18 protein-coding genes are annotated in these 17,853 nt (G+C 59.2%); 5 read left to right on the forward strand and 13 right to left on the reverse strand.

Annotated features, from left to right (window positions below; translation table 11 throughout):
* Positions 1 to 373 precede the first annotated feature (373 nt).
* The 6 genes from msrQ to QR290_RS24940 all read right to left on the reverse strand — a co-directional run bounded on the left by msrQ (position 374) and on the right by QR290_RS24940 (position 6,361).
* Positions 374 to 997 (reverse strand): protein-methionine-sulfoxide reductase heme-binding subunit MsrQ, encoded by a 624-nt coding sequence (msrQ, locus tag QR290_RS24915; RefSeq protein WP_115079216.1) that lies wholly within the window; start codon positions 995 to 997, stop codon positions 374 to 376.
* The gene (gene msrP / locus QR290_RS24920; protein ID WP_115079217.1) at positions 997 to 2,010 is read right to left on the reverse strand and encodes a protein-methionine-sulfoxide reductase catalytic subunit MsrP; all 1,014 of its coding nucleotides are present in this window, start codon (positions 2,008 to 2,010) and stop codon (positions 997 to 999) included. The genes msrQ and msrP overlap by 1 nt, the downstream gene beginning before the upstream one ends.
* A 62-nt stretch (positions 2,011 to 2,072) precedes the next feature.
* Positions 2,073 to 2,930 carry a CDP-diacylglycerol--serine O-phosphatidyltransferase gene (gene pssA, locus QR290_RS24925; RefSeq protein ID WP_007959662.1) on the reverse strand — a complete coding sequence of 286 codons (858 nt, stop codon included), beginning with the start codon at positions 2,928 to 2,930 and terminating at the stop codon, positions 2,073 to 2,075.
* A 147-nt stretch (positions 2,931 to 3,077) separates the two neighbouring features.
* The gene (ilvC, locus tag QR290_RS24930) at positions 3,078 to 4,094 is read right to left on the reverse strand and encodes a ketol-acid reductoisomerase (RefSeq protein ID WP_007959661.1); all 1,017 of its coding nucleotides are present in this window, start codon (positions 4,092 to 4,094) and stop codon (positions 3,078 to 3,080) included.
* Positions 4,095 to 4,142: 48 nt separating this feature from the next.
* The gene (gene ilvN, locus QR290_RS24935) at positions 4,143 to 4,634 is read right to left on the reverse strand and encodes an acetolactate synthase small subunit (protein ID WP_003205610.1); all 492 of its coding nucleotides are present in this window, start codon (positions 4,632 to 4,634) and stop codon (positions 4,143 to 4,145) included.
* A gap of 2 nt (positions 4,635 to 4,636) precedes the next feature.
* Positions 4,637 to 6,361, reverse strand: a complete 1,725-nt coding sequence (locus tag QR290_RS24940) for an acetolactate synthase 3 large subunit (protein ID WP_085608788.1) — start codon at positions 6,359 to 6,361, stop codon at positions 4,637 to 4,639.
* 400 nt (positions 6,362 to 6,761) lie between these two features.
* Between QR290_RS24940 and QR290_RS24945 the strand changes: the two genes are divergently transcribed.
* The gene (locus QR290_RS24945) at positions 6,762 to 7,178 is read left to right on the forward strand and encodes a DUF4124 domain-containing protein (protein WP_115079219.1); all 417 of its coding nucleotides are present in this window, start codon (positions 6,762 to 6,764) and stop codon (positions 7,176 to 7,178) included.
* An 18-nt stretch (positions 7,179 to 7,196) separates the two neighbouring features.
* On the opposite strand, the gene QR290_RS24950 is transcribed toward QR290_RS24945, so the two are convergent.
* Genes QR290_RS24950 through mrcB form a run of 3 tightly spaced genes read right to left on the reverse strand, consistent with a single transcriptional unit; the run spans position 7,197 to position 10,622 of the window.
* The gene (locus QR290_RS24950; protein WP_064599443.1) at positions 7,197 to 7,532 is read right to left on the reverse strand and encodes a YqcC family protein; all 336 of its coding nucleotides are present in this window, start codon (positions 7,530 to 7,532) and stop codon (positions 7,197 to 7,199) included.
* A complete protein-coding gene (locus tag QR290_RS24955; protein ID WP_115079220.1) occupies positions 7,532 to 8,281 on the reverse strand; it encodes a hypothetical protein in 750 nt (249 codons plus the stop codon). Before QR290_RS24955 ends, QR290_RS24950 begins: the two co-directional genes overlap by 1 nt.
* A 16-nt stretch (positions 8,282 to 8,297) precedes the next feature.
* Positions 8,298 to 10,622 carry a penicillin-binding protein 1B gene (mrcB, locus tag QR290_RS24960; RefSeq protein WP_289203811.1) on the reverse strand — a complete coding sequence of 775 codons (2,325 nt, stop codon included), beginning with the start codon at positions 10,620 to 10,622 and terminating at the stop codon, positions 8,298 to 8,300.
* Between the two features lie 118 nt (positions 10,623 to 10,740).
* Between mrcB and QR290_RS24965 the strand changes: the two genes are divergently transcribed.
* The 4 genes from QR290_RS24965 to QR290_RS24980 all read left to right on the forward strand — a co-directional run bounded on the left by QR290_RS24965 (position 10,741) and on the right by QR290_RS24980 (position 14,024).
* Positions 10,741 to 12,297 (forward strand): AAA family ATPase, encoded by a 1,557-nt coding sequence (locus QR290_RS24965; RefSeq protein WP_134021095.1) that lies wholly within the window; start codon positions 10,741 to 10,743, stop codon positions 12,295 to 12,297.
* 91 nt (positions 12,298 to 12,388) lie between these two features.
* Entirely contained in the window at positions 12,389 to 12,733 is a 345-nt protein-coding gene (locus QR290_RS24970; RefSeq protein ID WP_085712138.1) for a pentapeptide repeat-containing protein, read from the forward strand.
* Between the two features lie 220 nt (positions 12,734 to 12,953).
* Positions 12,954 to 13,226 carry a TfoX/Sxy family protein gene (locus QR290_RS24975; protein WP_003228231.1) on the forward strand — a complete coding sequence of 91 codons (273 nt, stop codon included), beginning with the start codon at positions 12,954 to 12,956 and terminating at the stop codon, positions 13,224 to 13,226.
* A gap of 15 nt (positions 13,227 to 13,241) precedes the next feature.
* Positions 13,242 to 14,024 (forward strand): Crp/Fnr family transcriptional regulator, encoded by a 783-nt coding sequence (locus tag QR290_RS24980; RefSeq protein WP_115079223.1) that lies wholly within the window; start codon positions 13,242 to 13,244, stop codon positions 14,022 to 14,024.
* Between the two features lie 226 nt (positions 14,025 to 14,250).
* Here the strand turns inward: QR290_RS24980 and QR290_RS24985 are convergent, their stop codons facing one another.
* The 4 genes from QR290_RS24985 to QR290_RS25000 are packed head-to-tail and all read right to left on the reverse strand — an operon-like array spanning position 14,251 to position 17,797.
* Positions 14,251 to 15,102 carry a ChaN family lipoprotein gene (locus QR290_RS24985; RefSeq protein ID WP_115079224.1) on the reverse strand — a complete coding sequence of 284 codons (852 nt, stop codon included), beginning with the start codon at positions 15,100 to 15,102 and terminating at the stop codon, positions 14,251 to 14,253.
* Positions 15,103 to 15,123: 21 nt separating this feature from the next.
* Positions 15,124 to 15,891: a heme ABC transporter ATP-binding protein gene (locus QR290_RS24990; protein ID WP_115079225.1), complete on the reverse strand. Its 768-nt coding sequence runs from the start codon at positions 15,889 to 15,891 to the stop codon at positions 15,124 to 15,126.
* Entirely contained in the window at positions 15,891 to 16,874 is a 984-nt protein-coding gene (locus tag QR290_RS24995; RefSeq protein WP_289205330.1) for a FecCD family ABC transporter permease, read from the reverse strand. The genes QR290_RS24990 and QR290_RS24995 overlap by 1 nt, the downstream gene beginning before the upstream one ends.
* A 50-nt stretch (positions 16,875 to 16,924) precedes the next feature.
* Positions 16,925 to 17,797, reverse strand: coding sequence for a heme/hemin ABC transporter substrate-binding protein (locus tag QR290_RS25000; RefSeq protein WP_289203812.1), 873 nt, complete (start codon positions 17,795 to 17,797; stop codon positions 16,925 to 16,927).
* Positions 17,798 to 17,853 lie beyond the last annotated feature (56 nt).

The raw sequence follows: 17,853 nt of genomic DNA on the forward strand, positions 1-17,853 counted from the left end.
AAGATCTTTCGTCTCAACCGAGGCGCGCATTCTACAGCAGCCTCATTTGCTGTCAAGTGATTATTTTCAGAAGTTTTCGAAGATTTCTTCAACAACTTCAACCACTTGCGCTTCCGATCTCTCGTTAGCGGGAGGCGAATTCTACAGCGTTACACGCTGCTGTCAACACCTCTTTTTCTCCGCTTTCGACCGAGAAGATCGAACCGTTGAAAGCGCCAGAACCAGCCGGCATTTCCAACTCCTTCCAAGCTTCGATGAACTGAAGCGACCCACCTTCGAAACTTGCTTAACTCATTGAATCTCAAGGAGTTTTCCATTTCGACTGCGCCGGAAGTGGGGCGAATTATAGAGACTCAGAAGCTGCCGTCAACCCCTAATTTCGCTTTTCTTGAAAAACCTGCTTTTTACCCATCAAACGCGGGATCCGGCGGTTCAAAGGAGGAATCCGCAGCGCCAAAAGGAAAACACCTATAAAGGCATAGATCGCCCACTCCTTAAGATCAGCACGCACAATCCACAACATATGTAGCAATCCCAACCCGAGAATCACATACACCAGCCGGTGCAACTTCTTCCAGCGGGTACCTAAACGGCGCTGACTGTATCGGTTGGAGGTAATCGCCAATGCCAACAACCCCAGAAAACCCAGAGCACCCACAATGATGTAAGGACGCTTGCGCAGCTCGACACCCAGTTGCGACCAGTCGAAACCGAGAATGAACGCCATATAGCTGCAAAGATGCAGAACCACATAAGCAAAACACCAGAGCCCCAACTGCCGACGCACAGCAATCCACCCGGCCCACCCCGTCAGTTTCTGCAGCGGCGTCATACTCAGGGTGATCAACAGCAGTACCAATGTCCCAAGCCCCAGCCGATCAACCAGGACTTTCCCAGGATCAGGCCCAAGCAGATCCGCAAAGGCCTGATAGAACCAGAACAACGGCCAGATCGCCGCTGCCAGGAAAACACCTACACGCCAGATCGGATATCGCATCAGTAGTTCTTCCGCAGATCGAGCCCTGTATATAAAGAAGCGACCTCATCCGCGTAGCCGTTGAACATTTGCGTATCACGCACATTCGGCTTGAACAGACTGTTGGGCAGCCGCCGCTCCCGAGCCTGAGTCCAACGTGGATGGTCTACGGTAGGGTTCACATTCGCATAGAACCCGTACTCATCCGCCGCAATGCTCTGCCAGGTTGTCTTCGGCTGCTCGCTGACCAGACTGATCCGCACGATGGATTTGACGCTCTTGAATCCGTACTTCCAAGGCACCACCAGACGCAACGGCGCACCGTTCTGGTTTGGCAATTCGCGGCCATACATACCCACCGCCAGAATCGCCAAGGGATTCATCGCCTCATCCAGACGCAAGCCTTCTACATAGGGCCAGTCGATCAGGGCAAATCCCGAACGCTGTCCGGGCATGCTCTTCGGATCCTGCAAAGTTTCGAAGCGAATGTATTTGGCATTCGAGGTAGGTTCTACCTGCTTCAACAGTGCCGAGATGGGAAAACCGATCCAGGGAATCACCATCGACCACGCCTCGACACAGCGCAGGCGATAAATACGCTCTTCCAACTGGTAAGGCTTCATGAAGTCTTCCAGAGCATAACGCCCCGGCTTACCCACCTCCCCGTCCACGACAACACTCCACGGTTCGGTTTTCAACGAACCGGCATTGGCCGCCGGGTCACCCTTGTCGGTGCCGAACTCATAGAAGTTGTTGTAATGGGTGGCGTCTTTGAAAGGTGTGATCGCCTCATCCTTGACGTTCACCGCGCCCCATTTGACTGAGGAAAGTTTCTCAGTGAACCAGGCGGGTGCCTTTCCGGCGTCGACATCGGCATAGCGGGCAGCCTCTTCGGCACTGGCCCAGCGCGGCAGACTGCTCATGGTCAAACCGGCCGCAGTAGCTCCGAGCAATTGTCGGCGAGAGAAATAAATGGATTCAGGCGTGACGTCCGACTCATGGCAGTCGGACGCTTTGGGGACTTTGATCAGCATGGCTACTCCGCAGCTTTGGAGGACAGATGCACCATAGACTGCGGAGCATGAGGGAAATTACATCACTCGGCGTGTTTGTGACGACGAAGATGCAACAGATACTGCACCGGGCCCGAAGCGGCATAGGCGAGGAACACCAGCAGCAGAATGCGAGGAGGATCGCTGAACACCACGGCGAAGACCAGCACCACTGCAAGGATCGCCACGAAAGGCACGCGCCCCTTCAGATCCAGCTCCTTGAAGCTGTTGTACTTGATGTTGCTGACCATCAGCATGCCGGCGGCCGCGACCATCAACGCAACCAGGAACGACATCTTCGACCCCTGGATCCCGTAATCGCTGAACGCCCAGACAATCCCAGCAACCACACCGGCAGCAGCCGGGCTGGCCAGACCGATGAAATAGCGCTTGTCGGCGGTCCCCACCTGAGTGTTGAAGCGCGCCAAACGCAATGCCGCACCCGCCACATAAATGAAGGCAACCATCCAGCCGACCTTGCCCATGTCACCCAGCGCCCAGCCGAAAGCCAAAAGCGCCGGCGCCACACCAAAGGCAACCATGTCCGACAGTGAGTCGTACTCGGCGCCGAAGGCACTTTGGGTATTGGTCATACGCGCTACGCGACCATCAAGACCGTCGAGCACCATGGCGACGAAAATCGCGATGGCAGCAAAGGCGAAGTACTTGCTCGCATTCGCCGAGTCACCGGCGCTCAGCGCAGCCTGGGCACTCATCGAGTTGATGATGGAATAGAACCCTGCGAACAGGTTCGCAGTGGTAAACAGATTCGGCAGAAGATAGATACCACGATGCCGGACTTTACGGCCTTCTGCATCATGCCCTTCTTCGATGTGCTCATCGATGGGCAACAGGCTTTCGGCGTCGGAAGCCTGGTTCGGCTCTTCGGGACGTTCGCTCATGGACAGTACCTTGCAACGGATTGGACATTTTCGACAGGTGTCTGGGACGACGGTTCGGCCACAAACGATGCAGCTTTATACCAGAACCGCCCGCCCATACGAAAAAACGCGGCCGAGGCCGCGTTTTTTCATACAAGGTTCTACGACTTAGTTTTTGGCTTTGTCGACGATCTTGTTGGCACCGATCCACGGCATCATGGAGCGCAGTTGCTCGCCGATGATTTCGATACCGTGAGCGGCGTTGTTACGACGCTTGGCGGTCATCGAAGGGTAGCCGGTTGCGCCTTCGCTGATGAACATTTTGGCGTATTCGCCGTCCTGAATACGTTTCAGGGCGTTGCGCATGGCCTGACGGGATTCGGCGTTGATCACTTCCGGACCCGTCACGTACTCGCCGTATTCAGCGTTGTTGGAGATCGAGTAGTTCATGTTGGCGATACCGCCTTCGTACATGAGGTCAACGATCAGTTTCAGTTCGTGCAGGCACTCGAAGTAGGCCATTTCCGGCGCGTAGCCAGCTTCAACCAGAGTTTCGAAACCGGCTTTTACCAGTTCAACGGTACCGCCGCACAGAACGGCTTGTTCGCCGAACAGGTCGGTTTCGGTCTCGTCCTTGAAGGTGGTTTCGATGATGCCGGTACGACCGCCACCAACGCCAGCGGCGTAGGACAGTGCAACGTTCTTGGCGTTGCCCGAGGCGTCCTGGTAGATCGCGATCAGGTCAGGGATACCGCCGCCTTTCACGAACTCGGAACGTACGGTGTGGCCCGGGGCTTTTGGCGCGATCATGATCACGTCGAGGTCGGCACGCGGAACAACCTGGTTGTAGTGGATCGCGAAGCCGTGGGAGAAGGCCAGGGTGGCGCCCTTCTTGATGTTCGGCTCGATTTCGTTCTTGTACAGCTGGGACTGGAACTCGTCCGGGGTCAGAATCATGACCAGGTCGGCACCGGCAACAGCGGCAGCCACGTCGGTCACTTTCAGGCCGTGGGCTTCAGCCTTGGCAACGGTAGCCGAACCTTTACGCAGACCGACGGTAACGTCGACACCGGAATCTTTCAGGTTGCACGCTTGGGCGTGGCCCTGGGAGCCGTAACCGATGATGGCAACTTTCTTGCCCTGGATGATCGACAGGTCGCAGTCTTTATCGTAGAAAACTTTCATGAATTTCCCCTTTATATCCAGGCCGTTCAGGCCATTCGCTAATTTGGTTTAGATGCTGAGTACTTTGTCGCCGCGGGCAATACCGGTGACGCCACTGCGGACTGTCTCCAGAATCGATGCGGTGCCGATGGACTGAATGAAGCTGTCGAGCTTGTCGCTGGTACCGGTCAGTTGAACGGTATACACGCTGGCGCTGACGTCGACGATCTGTCCACGGTAGATATCGGTGGTGCGTTTGATCTCGGCGCGCTGGGCGCCAGTGGCCTTGACCTTGACCAGCATCAGTTCACGCTCGATGTGAGCGCTTTCCGACAGGTCCACCAGCTTGACCACTTCGATCAGCTTGTTCAGGTTTTTGGTGATCTGCTCGATGATTTCATCGTGGCCGACAGTGGTCAGCGTCAGACGCGACAGGGTCGGGTCTTCGGTTGGCGCCACGGTCAGGCTTTCGATGTTGTAGTTGCGCTGCGAGAACAGGCCGACTACGCGAGACAAAGCACCGGGTTCGTTTTCCAGAAGCAAGGAAATAATGTGCCGCATGATTAGGTACGCTCCGTCTTGCTCAGCCACATATCGCGCATCGAGCCGTCTTTGATCTGCATCGGATAGACGTGCTCGCTGGTGTCGACCGAAATGTCGATCACCACCAGGCGATCTTTCATGGCGAACGCCTCTTCCATCTTCGACTTCAAATCTTTCGATTCGGTGATGCGCACGCCGACGTGGCCATAGGCTTCAGCCAGCTTGACGAAGTCAGGCAAGGATTCCATGTAGGAGTGCGAGTGACGGCTGCCGTAACTCATGTCCTGCCACTGACGAACCATGCCCAGAACACCGTTGTTCAGGATGACGATCTTGACCGGCAAACCGTATTGCAGGCAGGTCGACAGTTCCTGGATGTTCATCTGGATACTGCCTTCACCGGTGACGCACGCAACATCGGTGTCAGGGAAGCTCAGCGCGATACCCATCGCTGCCGGCAGACCGAAGCCCATCGTGCCCAGGCCACCGGAGTTGATCCAGCGATTCGGCTTGTTGAACTTGTAGTACTGCGCAGCAAACATCTGGTGCTGGCCCACGTCGGAGGTCACAAAGGCGTCGCCCTTGGTCACTTCGCACAGGGTTTCGATCACGGTCTGTGGCTTGATCTTGCTGCCGTCGCCCTTGTCGTAAGGGAACAGGCCGCGATCACCGCGCCATTCGTCAACCTGCTTCCACCAGCTGGCAACGGCTTCCTTGTTCGGGGTTTCGCCGATTTCCTTGAGGATCGCGACCATTTCAGTCAGGACGCTCTCCACCGGACCCACGATTGGCACGTCGGCCTTGATGGTCTTGGAAATCGAAGCCGGGTCGATGTCGATGTGAATGATCTTGGCGTTCGGGCAGAACTTCGGCGCGCCGTTGATCACGCGATCGTCGAAACGCGCACCTACTGCCAGGATCACGTCGGCATGGTGCATCGCAAGGTTTGCGGTGTAGCTGCCGTGCATGCCTAGCATGCCGATGAACTGACGATCAGTGCCAGGGTAGCCACCCAGGCCCATCAAGGTATTGGTAACCGGCAGGTTGAGCATTTGCGCCAGTTCGGTCAGCGGCGCGGAGCCGTTGCCGAGGATCACGCCACCGCCGGAGTACAGCACGGGACGCTTGGCCGCCAGGAGCATTTCTGCCGCCTTGCGGATTTGCCCGGAGTGACCGCGAACGGCCGGGCTGTAGGAACGCAGTTTGGCTTTCTTTGGGAAGATGTATTCGAACTTCTCGGCCGGGTTGGTCATGTCTTTCGGGATATCGACCACGACCGGGCCCGGACGACCGGATTGCGCCAGGTAGAAGGCTTTCTTCATGACTTCCGGGATTTCCGAAGCGTGCTTGATCATGAAGCTGTGCTTCACGATCGGCCGGGAGATACCGATCATGTCGGTTTCCTGGAACGCGTCGGTGCCGACCATGGTGCTTGGCACCTGACCGGAAATGATCACCATTGGAATCGAGTCCATATAGGCAGTGGCGATACCGGTGATGGCGTTTGTGGCGCCTGGACCGGAAGTCACCAATACCACGCCGGCTTTACCGGTGGCACGGGCATAGCCGTCAGCCATATGGGTAGCCGCTTGTTCGTGACGAACCAGGATGTGGGTCACTTCCGGTTCTTTGAACAGGGCATCGTAAACATGAAGGAGAGCACCACCCGGGTACCCGTAGATATATTTGACGCCTTCGTCACGCAAAAAGCGGACGAGCATCTCACCGCCAGATAAAAGCTCCACGTTGTTCACCTCTAAAACGCCAGAATACCGTCCACAAAAAAGCGAACGGGTCTTAATAGGTTTACTTCTCGGCAGAGCATGAGCGACGGTGGTCGCCGACTACGTCAGCACTGACTGAGCAAGTATTGGGATCGTCCCAAGTGTTGCGGGCCTTTCCCACCCAGCGCGAGGTAACGCGTTGCGGGTGTAACAGGTCGACGCGGATATGCGCCTCATGATCTGCCGAGAGGGTCTGCTTCTGGCAGTCCCTGTACAGCGGACTTTGGATTCTTCTGTTTCGCCCTCTGCAAGTCAAGCCGTCTATGTGCTTAATTGTGGGTAAGCACATGAGAACGCAAGAAAAAACCTGGAAACCGCTACTCTGTTAGCTTCAATTGCGCAGTTTTGCCAAGGAATCAGCATGCGAACGCTTCTCCTGACTCTACTAATCAGCGCCAGCCCATGGTGCATGGCTGGTCAGATCTACAAATGGGTCGATGCCCAGGGCGTCACCCATTTCGATCAACAGCCACCACAAGGACAGTCATCCACCGCCGTGGAGACACCCTCCTCTCCTGCGCCAAAGCCAGCGGCATTACCTGGCGGCGGTGCGCTGGGCGATCAGAAAGCCATCGATGACAAGGTCAAGAAGCAAGTGGCCGAGCAACAGAACCAACTCAAGGCGTTTTGCGAACAGGCGCGCACGAATCTCGCGCAACTGCAGAACAATCCGCGATTGAGGGAGGAAGTGGAGGGAGAATTGCGGCGGCTGAGCGACGACCAGCGCCAGCAGCGTACCGCGGAGGCACAAAAACAGATTGCGGAAAACTGCCAGTAACCACTGGCAGCTCCCGGTTCAGCGCGAAGCGGTGATCAGCAGGTCGAACTCTTTGAGCAATACCTGAAGCTGCCGATCTTTGCCCTGCAGATTGCGCTGGGCAAAAACCATCTCGGCCATTTCCTGAATGCCCGAGGCATTGGGCAATGGCAGATCCTGTTCGAGGATCATCTTCATCCGCGGCAGGAAGATCCATTGCAGCCACTGTTCGAAATCGAGGGTGTCGACCGAAAACGGCTCGACACTGCTCAGGGCTTCGACCGAGGGCTGGACGTCATCCCACCAGCCCTGGGCGCGCAGTTCACGTTCGATCAACAGGAGTTGATCGGCGACTTTGGAGAAACGACTGTCCATCACAGCGAAACCTTGGCCTTCTGACGGGCCAGAGTGGCGCCGGCGGAATCACCTTGTTTCTCACGCGCCTGAGCGATCAATTCCCACAGGCTGGCCTGCAAGTCCGGACGACCGTTGGCCATGGTCAATGCACGGCGAGCGGTCTGCTCGGCTTGTGGCGCATCGCCCTGGGCCATGCGCACCTGCGCCAGACGGTACAACACTTGCGGCTCGCGCGGCGCTACACGCTGGGCGCGCTCCAGGCTGGAGGACGCGCCGTTGAGGTCGCCACCGGCCTGCTGCTGTTGCGCAGTGGTCAAAAGCGCGAGTACCGGGCCGTCCAGTTGTTCATCGGCAGACAGACCGCCGCCGCTGCTGCTGGCCGAGGGAATACCGCTCGGCGTCGAAGGCATGCTGTAGCTGCCGGAGTTGATCGGTGCGGACTCGACCGCCGACGGGTTATACGGTCCCGGCGTGATGCCGCCAGACGCCGGGCCCGGAACGATCGGCGAAGTGCTGATCGGTGCCGAAGCCGCTGCGCCGCCCGGCACCATGACCACCACACCGGTATCGCCTTGCGGGATTGCCTGGGTCTGGGCCTGTGCAGGACGCTTCACCGTCGTTTGACGGAAACCGCCATTGGCCGAAATGCGCTCGCTGTTGGACACGGCGGTGCCGGAATCTACAACCGGGATCGAACCACGCTGTACGGTGGAGCAGCCGCTGAGCAAAGCCACGGCGGTCACCGCTGGAATCAACCACTTGTTCACTTGAAACCCTCTTTGCTTAATTCATCCAGCCCTTGACCCAATCCATCACCGACTCGCCCGAGGCCGGGCTTTCGCCGGCGCAGGAGGCGCCGGGTGGCGGTTCGCTGCCGCGAATATACGGCATCTGCACGGCGCCCGGACAGTTGGCATCGGAGCCCTGGCCGGTACGCGAATCGACCCACGCCTGCACCACGTTATCCGGCTGCGGCATGTCCAGCGGCAGCGGGTCGGCCTTGCGCATGAAACTGGTCCAGACCTGCAACGCACCGGTGGCCCCGGTGAACGGGGTCTTGCCGTTGTCGTCGCGGCCGAGCCAGACCACCGCCAGCAGATCCTGGCTGAAACCGGCGAACCAGCTGTCGCGCGAATCGTTACTGGTACCAGTCTTGCCCGCCAGTGTCAGGGTTCTTGGCAACACGTTATAAACCGAACTGCCGGTGCCTTCACGCATGACCCGCTGCATGGCGTTCTGGATCAGGTAGATCGAGGCCGGATCGAAGCGTTGCTCGATCTGGAACGGATAACGTTTGAGCGGCTCGCCCTCGGCAGTCAGCACGCTGCGGATCCCGCGCATCGGCGTATTGAAGCCACCGTTGGCCAGGGTCTGGTACATCGTCGCGACTTCGATCGGTGTCATGCCGCCTGCACCGAGCAGCATCGACGGGAACGCCGGGAACTCGCGAGTCACACCCAGGCGCCCGATGGTCTTGAGGACATTCGGAACACCCACTGCCAGGCCGAGACGCGAGGTCGACAGGTTGTAGGAATGCGCCAGACCCTGATACAGGAACACCGTGCCGTGGGAGCGACGGTCATAGTTCTGCGGTTTCCAGACCTGGCCGTCTGCGCCTTTGATGGAAAGCGGGTCGTCCGACAGCCAACTGGTCAGCGTGTACTGGCTCGGTTTCTCCAGTGCCGTCAGATAAACCGCAGGCTTGACCAGCGACCCGATCGGCCGCACGGCGTCCAGTGCGCGGTTGAATCCGGCAAAACTTGCCTGACGGCTGCCGATCATGGCCTGGACTTCACCGGTTTCCGGATTGGTCACGACCATCGCCGCTTCCACATCGTCGGAACCTTTGCGACCGGCAAGACGTTTGAAGGTGTCGTTGACCGAGGCTTCTGCCTTCATCTGCAGGATCGGATCGAAACTGGTGAAGATCCGCAGGCCTTCTTCGGTCAAGTCTTCATCGCGATAGTCTTCACGCAACTGGCGCTTGACCAGATCGATGAAGCCCGGGAACGAGCTGTCGGCCAGCTTGCCGCGCGTGGTCACGCCCAGCGGCATTTTCTTCGCGGCAGCGACCTGTTCGGCAGAAGCGACGCCCTGCTGCTCAAGCACGTCGAGCACCAGATTACGTCGCTCCAGCGCCCGCTCCGGGTTGCGACGTGGGTTGTAATAGGACGGGCCTTTGACCATGCCGACCAGCAGCGCGACCTGGTGCAGTTTCAGCTCGGACAAGGGTTGGGCGAAGAAGAACTGGCTGGCCAGACCGAAACCATGCACCGCGCGCTGGCCGTCCTGACCGACAAAGACTTCGTTGAGGTACGCCTCAAGGATTTCCTTTTTGTCGTAATGCAGCTCGAGCAGCATCGCCATCATCGCTTCGGTGAGCTTGCGGGTCAGGCTGCGTTCGTTGGTGAGGTAGAAGTTCTTGACCAGTTGCTGGGTCAGCGTACTGCCGCCCTGAGTCATCTTGCCGCCGGATGTGTTGACCCAGACTGCGCGGGCAATCGATTTCGGCGACACGCCCCAGTGGCTGTAGAAATCCCGGTCTTCCACGGCGACCAGGGTTTCCAGCAGATACGGCGGCACCTGATCGAGCTTGATCAGAATCCGGTCTTCGAGGTTTTTCGGGTAGATACCGCCGATCATCAGCGGCTCCAGGCGTACCACGGAGAGCTTCGAACCGTTGGTCGCCGAGAGTTCGGCCACGTAATCGCCGGAGAAACGTACGCGCACTGGCTGCGGCTTTTCCAGGCCTTCATAGAACTGGAAGCCACGGGTATTCAGATCAACCGTGTTGCCATTGACCGCCGCCGCGCCGGGACCGTTGCTCACGGCTTCGCGGCGATAGCCCAGGGCATCGAGTTCGGTGAGGAAATCGTCCTTGCTCAGCTTCTGTCCGACGAACAGCTCAAGCGGACGCGCGTACACCTTGGCCGGGATGGTCCAGCGCTTGCCGGAGAACTTCTCCTGCACCACCGCATCGAGGTAAACGGCAAAGCCGGCCAGCACCACAAGGCCGACCAGACTGAGTTTAAGGGCCCAGCCCAACCATGGGCGCAGGCCCCGGGAAGCTGGTTTTTTAGGGGTACGAGGGGATCGAGTACGAGTCATGGCGGCGGATTATACGCACTTTATTCATACTCAACAGGAGCGCTCCGAGGTTTGCGTCGGGCTGGCGAGCGGCCATAATGAGCGCCTTGAATTTCCCCCAGTCTCTGAAGGATCGTCCGTGAGCCAGTCCCTGATCGCTGCCCTGCAAAACCCGGCCCTCTACCCGCACCCCGTCGAAGGGTTCCAGGTCATCGAAACCCATATCTCATGGGTGCTGCTCACCGGCCCCTACGCTTATAAAGTGAAGAAACCGGTGAATTTCGGCTTCCTTGATTTCACTGGTCTCGATTCCCGTGAGCACTTCTGCGGCGAAGAGCTGCGCCTGAACCAGCGCCTGACCGAAGATTTGTATCTGGAAGTGATTCCAGTGACCGGCAGCGCCGAAGCCCCGCAACTGGGCGGCGAAGGCCCGGCCATCGAATATTTGCTGAAAATGCGCCAGTTCCCGCAGAGCGGCCTGCTCAGCACCCTGCAAGCCAACGGCGAGCTGACCACCGCGCACGTCGACGCGATGGCCGAGCAGATCGCCCGCTTCCACCTCAACGCGCCGAAAGTCCCGGCCGAACACGATGCCGGCACGCCTGAAAGCGTAATGGCGCCGGTGCGCCAGAACTTCGAACAGATTCTGCCGTTCCTCAGCGACAAGAATGACCTGCTGCAACTCGACGCCCTGCAAGCGTGGGCCGAAAGCAGTTTCGATCGCCTGAAACCGTTGTTCGCCCAACGCAAGGCCGACGGGTTCACTCGCGAGTGCCACGGTGACATTCACCTGGGCAACGCCACGCTGATCGACGGCAAGGTCGTGATCTTCGACTGCATCGAATTCAACGAACCGTTCCGTTTCACCGACGTCTGGGCCGACACCGGTTTCCTGGCGATGGACCTGGAAGACCGTGGCCTGAAATCCCTGGCCCGTCGCTTCATCAGCCAGTACCTGGAACTGACCGGCGACTATCAAGGCCTGGAAGTGCTGAACTTCTACAAGGCTTACCGCGCCCTGGTGCGTGCGAAGGTTGCACTGTTCAGCATGCCGGCTGACGCCACTCCGGTGCAACGCGCTACCACCCTGCGCCAGTACCGCAACTACGCGAACCTGGCGGAAAGCTACAGCACCATTCCTTCGCGTTTCATGGCGATTACCCACGGCGTGTCCGCTGTAGGCAAAAGCCACGTGGCCATGCGTCTGGTCGAAGCGCTGGGCGCCATCCGTCTGCGTTCCGATGTCGAGCGCAAGCGTCTGTTCGGCGAGCAAACCGTTGCCAATGATGTTCAGGCCGGGATTTACAGCGCCGATGCCAGCACCGCGACCTATGCTCGTCTGCATGAAATCGCCGAAGTGATCCTGCACGCCGGTTTCCCGGTGGTGATCGACGCCACTTACCTCAAGCGCGAACAACGCGACAACGCCGCCAAGGTTGCCGAAGCCACTGGCGCGCCATTCCTGATCCTCGACTGCAACGCTCCGCAGGCCGTGATCGAGAGCTGGCTGGCGATTCGTCAGGCAGACAAGAAGGATCCGTCCGACGCGACCCTCGCCGTGATCGAAGCACAACAGGCCAACCGTGAAGCGCTCACCCCGGAAGAAATCCTGCGCAGTAAACGCGTGCAGACCAATGAGTCCGGCACCCTGGATACCGTCGTGGCGCAGATCCGCCAGCGCCTGCCAGGTCTGTAAGAAACTATTTCGGCCGTGAAGCCCTCGCTCGCTTCACGGCCGTCAAATAGTGGCACTATACTGGCGTCATAAAACCAACAGGTGATTTGACATGAGCCAGCCGAAACTTCTCGACACCCCGCTTTATGCCTTGCTGCACAAAGACGACATCACAGGTTTCAACAAGGAACGCCCGAAAGACGGCCCGATCGATATGGTTGGCGGCGACTTCCGTGGTCTCGACCTGCGCGAACTGAACGCCGATGGCGTGGATTTCCGGGACGCCTACTTCCGTTCCGCCGACCTGCGCGGCATCGACTTTCGCAATGCTTCGCTGGAAGGTGCGAGCCTGGCTCATGCGCAGATCTCCGGGGCCTACTTCCCGCCGGAGCTGAGTGCTGACGAAATCCTGATGTCGATGAATTTCGGTACCCGCCTGCGTTATCGCACTCGCTGAGTCTCGGAACCTCCAAACTCGTCCAGCGCCCCCGCTTTGCGCTGGACTGCGTGCTATTGGTAATTCTCCCTCGTCCTCCGCATCCTGATTCATCAGCGAAAACTGCCGTTTCTTAGAAGCGTTTGCGTCGAATCCGACCAAACAACCACGCTTTTCCTACTGATGGCTACACTCCTGAGAAGCTCGCCCACGCACCATTCGGCCGTCGCAAGGAGGCTTGATGAATGATGAACTGCAACACCTGAAGAATCTTGGCAAGACGTCGGCGCAATGGCTGCATGCCGTGGGCATCCATAGCGCCTCGGACTTGCGTCGCCTGGGCGCGGTGGATGCCTACCGGGCCGTGCGCACTCGCGGGTTTCGGGCGTCGAAGGTGTTGTTGTATGCGATCGAAGGGGCGCTGATGGACGTGCACTGGAACGACATTCCCGCCGAACGCAAGGATGCGTTGAACAAGCAGCTGGAAGCCATTTCCTCTCGTCACAAGAACTAACGGGCGCTGACCGCCATGTACCTGCTCGGGGAACAATCGGCCCAGGCCGATGCATTGATCAACCACTTGCAGAGCTTGCCTGCGCAATGGCTCGAAGGCTTGGCACCGTGCGGGCCGGCTCTGGAACTGGAAGCCACAGATGATCTGTTGGCACGCTTGCCGGACGACCAGTTGTTCTTGCTGACGGAGGGCGTCATCACCGGCCGACTCAGTGGTCGAGGCTTGTTCTACTGGCACGAGGGAGATTTGATGGGCCTGCAGCAGGGTCCGGAATGGGTGGATTGCAGCTTGTACGCGGAAAACCCAGTGACATTGCTGCCTTATCGTCGAAGCAATTTGTTTCAACATGTGTACGGAGACTCGTCACGCTCGGAGCAGTTTCTGCGCTATCTGCTCGGGCAAATGGCGCTGCTGGCCCACGCCGTTGCCGAGTTCAAGCCGCGCGAGTTTCGCAGCACCAATGGATTCAAACGAGTTGAGCCGGGGAGCGTCCTGATCCGCCAAGGCGACACCGCCGACCATGTATTCGTGATCATCGAAGGACACGCCGAAGCGTTTGTGAACGGGCACAAAGTAGGTGACGTGCCCAAGGATGAAATATTCGGCGCAATGGCGGTGTTCACTGGCGAGCCGCGCAACGCGACGGTCATTGCCCGGGAGGCAAGCACGGTAATGCTGATACCCGGCGATCAGTTTCTGAGCATGACCCGCACCAATCCGAAAATCGCCCACAGCCTGATCGAAAGCATGGCGCGGCGTATCGACCAGCTCAACAAGCAGCTCACAGCTCAGACCTGACGACCATATTCACGGGACGTTTACGCCATTGCCGGGACAAAACCAAAGAAATGAAAAAACAGCAGTTGACTTGGTAATGAGAATCGCTATGATTATCACAACTGGTCGCGAGATCAGTCGATATTCTGAAAAGCCCTTGGTTCGGACTCTCAGATTATCTCCTCATCAGGCTAATCACGGTTATTTGACCCGGTTTTTACCGGGTCTTTTTTTGCCTGTGGAAAAGTCATTTCTTACTGAACTGCTTACGCATCTCGGCGCAATAATCCGGTTTCGGCGTGGTTGGCGTGTACCAGACATAATCAGCCATCGCCGCCGTAACCTGACTGCCCTGCTCCGCCAGCATCAGCACCGTCGGCGCTTCGGGTGCGCCCAGATCGAGCACATGCAGCGGCACGCCCACATCCTTGCGCGCGTGAAACGCACCCGCCAATAACAAGGCAGGCGCGGGCGCCGCCAACAAACGCGAGGCCATGCGCCGATCCCGTTGTTGCTGAACGGCCAGCATCGCCGGCATTTGAGATGACGGCAGCAAACCGCAGTGAGAATCGCCGATCTGCTCCAGCAGCGTCTCTCTCACAGATTTGGCGTTACTCCGCGCACCGCTCAAAACCGGAGGATCACGATAGAACGCGCGTATTTCGATGTTATCGAGGTTGGCTGCCAGCAACGGCCCGGTTTGCGTCAGGGCGAACCGCACAATCGGTCCGTAGAGATTCCAGTCCCAGCCGTCCTGCCAGGCCAGTGCAGCAGGAAGATCAGCCGGTGGCGTTGCGGCATGACGAACGTCATCAACCCGCGACTGTTGATCGGGCGTCAGCATTTCCAGCAGGAGACTGCCCTGGGGGCGCGCTTCTTCGAGGTTCTGCAACAACCACAATTGAAGGGCATGGTGATCGGCGTTGTCATGCTGCTCGCCAACGACCACCCGTGCCGGTCTGCTGAGCTGCGTCAGTAATTGCTGCGCCGTCAGACTCTCGCCGCTGCGCAAATCACGGATCTCGCCCACGACCGGCGGCGCCGCAACATGCTGGCAACCTGAAAGCCACAACACCGCCAACAGCAAAATCCCGCGCATACCCTCACCTCGATGACGAAATCAGCGGGCGATGATCAGCGGATGCCCGCGCTCCGGGTGCGGCTGCACCAATACTTCCAGACCGAAAACCGCCTTCAGCGATTCCGGGCGCAACACCTGTTGCGGCGTATCCAGTGCCACCGGGCGTCCGCCTTCCAGCAGCAGGATGCGATCACAATAGCGCGCCGCCAGATTCAGATCATGCAGGATCACCAGCACCGCCGCGCCGCGATCGGCAAATTTGCGTACTGCTTGCAGCGTCGTGTGTTGATGCAGCGGATCAAGCATCGAGGTCGGCTCGTCGAGCAGCAACGTCTGCCCCGCCTGCCCCGGCCAGAGTTGCGCCAGCACTCGCGCCAGATGCACCCGCTGACGCTCGCCGCCAGACAACGCCAGATAACTGCGGCCACTCAGATGCCCCGCATCGGCCGCCCGTAAAGCGTCAGCGACGATCTCGTCATCGCGCAAACGTCCACTCTGATAAGGCAGCCGCCCCATGCCGACCACTTCTTCAACACGGAAGGCGAAATCCAGGGTCGACACCTGCGGCAACACTGCCAGCCGCTGGGCGCGCTGAGTGCCGCTCCAATGGCTCAATGCCTCACCGTCCAGCAGCACTTCCCCGTCGTGTGCGCTCAGCTCACCGCACAACGCGCCGAGCAAAGTACTCTTACCGGCGCCATTGGGGCCCAGCACGCCCAGCACTTCGCCCGGTTCGAGTTGCAGGCTGACATCGGCCAGAACGGTTTTGCGGCCACGGCGGATGTGCAGATTTTGCGCACGCAGCATCAGGCACGCCCTCGCAGCAGCAGATAAAGGAAGAACGGCGCACCGATGAATGCCGTGACGATGCCGATCGGCAGCTCCGCCGGTGCCAGCGCCAGCCGTGCCACCAGATCCGCCAGCAGCAACAGACTCGCCCCGGCCAGCACCGATGCCGGCAGCAATACCCGATGATCCGGCCCCGCGAGCAAGCGCACCAGATGCGGCACCACCAGCCCGATAAATCCGATCATGCCCGCCGCCGCCACCGCAGCGCCGACACCCAACGCCGTACAGAACACTAATTCGCGCTTGAGCCGCTCGACATCGATCCCCAGATGCCCGGCTTCCGATTCGCCGAGCAGCAACGCATTGAGCGCCTTCGCCCGACGTGGAAGCCAAAGCGCAACACCGGCGGTGATGATCAGCAGCGGCCACAACCGCGCATAGCTCGCGCCGTTCAGGCTGCCCAGGTTCCAGAACGTCAACGTACGCAATGTCGCGTCGTCGGCCAGATAGGTAAACAGTCCCACCGCCGAACTGGCCAAAGCCGTCAGGGCAATCCCCGCCAGCAACATGGTCGCAACATTCGTCTGCCCGTTACGGCGGCCTAGTCGATAGACCAACGCAGTTACGCCAAGACCACCTAAAAACGCGCAAACCGACAGCAGATAAGGCCCGAACCATTCCGGCAGACCGCCGAAAAACGAACCGCCGACAATTGCCACCGCAGCGCCTAAAGCAGCACCACTGGACACGCCAACCAATCCAGGATCGGCCAGAGGGTTGCGAAACAGCCCCTGCATCGCCACCCCGGACAGCGCCAGCACTCCGCCGACTGCCAGCCCCAGCAACGTACGCGGCAGACGAATCTGCCCGAGAATCAGCTCAGCCTGTTCCAGCCCTTCCGGCGCCAGCGGCACACCGATCATGCGCAGCGCCGCACGCAAGGTATCGAACAACGGCAGACTGACCGGCCCCAACGCCAGCGACAGCCAGATCGCCAGCAGACACAGCAGGATCAGGCCGATAAACAAGCCACGGGGTTTGACCAGCGTGGTCATTGGCCGCTCTTGGCCGGGTAGAAACCGTCAGACAGGACCTTCAGCGCAGCGGGCAAACGCGGCCCGAGCCCGCCCACCAGCAGCGTCGGATCCAGCTCCAGCACGCGTCCGGTCTTGGCCGCACGGCTGGAATTGAGGATCGGGTTTTCCTTGAACAACGCCGCTTTCGCCGCCTCGCCGGTCAGCGCACGGTCAGCGAACACCAGCACTTCAGGATCGAGGCTGGCCAGGGACTCCACGGAAAACGGCTTGTAACCGGTGTGGGTCGCAAGGTTATGCCCGCCCGCCTGTTGCAGCAGCCAATCGGCGGCGGTGTCTTTGCCGGCGATCAGCGGTTTGCCGCCTGCATGCCCGAGCAATAACATCACGCCAGGCGCCTTCTGCTTGGTCTGCGCTTCAGCTACACGCGCCTTCTGCGCATCGAGTTGCTGTTGATAACTTTGCAGCAATTGCGCGGCTTGGCTTTCGGCACCCAACAACTGCCCCAGATGAGTGACGTTTTTTTCGAGTGTCGGCAGATCCGGCTGAGCCGAGAACAGTTCCACCTGCACCTTGGCGCTGCGAACCTGCGAGATCACCGGCGGCGGGCCCATTTCTTCAGTACCGATGAGGATGTCCGGGCGCAGGCTGAGAATGCCTTCCGCCGACAGGCTGCGCTGATAGCCGATGCTCGGCAGCGACTTGAGGGAGTCAGGGTGCTGGCTGGTGGTGTCGACGCCTACCAGTTTGGCTTCGCCACCCAGCGCACTTACCCACTCCGACAACGCACCGCCAGCGCTGACCCAACGTTGCGGCAACTCGGCCGCTGCAGCCTGGTGGCTGACCAAAAGTCCGACACACAGCACGGCAACGCGGGTACTCAGGCGCATAGACAGCTTCCTTGAAAGGTTTTCCCGGGCATCGGGACGGCAGGCCAAGTATCCTC

It is taken from the genome of Pseudomonas fluorescens, from assembly GCF_030344995.1.
GTDB classification, from domain to species: Bacteria; Pseudomonadota; Gammaproteobacteria; order Pseudomonadales; family Pseudomonadaceae; genus Aquipseudomonas; species Aquipseudomonas fluorescens_BF.

Coding starts and splice junctions, on each gene's coding strand:
- msrQ (WP_115079216.1), bottom strand. CDS start 997: ATGCGATATCCGATCTGGCGTGTAGGTGTTTTCCTGGCAGCGGCGATC.
- msrP (WP_115079217.1), bottom strand. CDS start 2,010: ATGCTGATCAAAGTCCCCAAAGCGTCCGACTGCCATGAGTCGGACGTC.
- pssA (WP_007959662.1), bottom strand. CDS start 2,930: ATGAGCGAACGTCCCGAAGAGCCGAACCAGGCTTCCGACGCCGAAAGC.
- ilvC (WP_007959661.1), bottom strand. CDS start 4,094: ATGAAAGTTTTCTACGATAAAGACTGCGACCTGTCGATCATCCAGGGC.
- ilvN (WP_003205610.1), bottom strand. CDS start 4,634: ATGCGGCACATTATTTCCTTGCTTCTGGAAAACGAACCCGGTGCTTTG.
- QR290_RS24945 (WP_115079219.1), top strand. CDS start 6,762: ATGCGAACGCTTCTCCTGACTCTACTAATCAGCGCCAGCCCATGGTGC.
- QR290_RS24950 (WP_064599443.1), bottom strand. CDS start 7,532: ATGGACAGTCGTTTCTCCAAAGTCGCCGATCAACTCCTGTTGATCGAA.
- mrcB (WP_289203811.1), bottom strand. CDS start 10,622: ATGACTCGTACTCGATCCCCTCGTACCCCTAAAAAACCAGCTTCCCGG.
- QR290_RS24970 (WP_085712138.1), top strand. CDS start 12,389: ATGAGCCAGCCGAAACTTCTCGACACCCCGCTTTATGCCTTGCTGCAC.
- QR290_RS24975 (WP_003228231.1), top strand. CDS start 12,954: ATGAATGATGAACTGCAACACCTGAAGAATCTTGGCAAGACGTCGGCG.
- QR290_RS24980 (WP_115079223.1), top strand. CDS start 13,242: ATGTACCTGCTCGGGGAACAATCGGCCCAGGCCGATGCATTGATCAAC.
- QR290_RS24985 (WP_115079224.1), bottom strand. CDS start 15,102: ATGCGCGGGATTTTGCTGTTGGCGGTGTTGTGGCTTTCAGGTTGCCAG.
- QR290_RS24990 (WP_115079225.1), bottom strand. CDS start 15,891: ATGCTGCGTGCGCAAAATCTGCACATCCGCCGTGGCCGCAAAACCGTT.
- QR290_RS25000 (WP_289203812.1), bottom strand. CDS start 17,797: ATGCGCCTGAGTACCCGCGTTGCCGTGCTGTGTGTCGGACTTTTGGTC.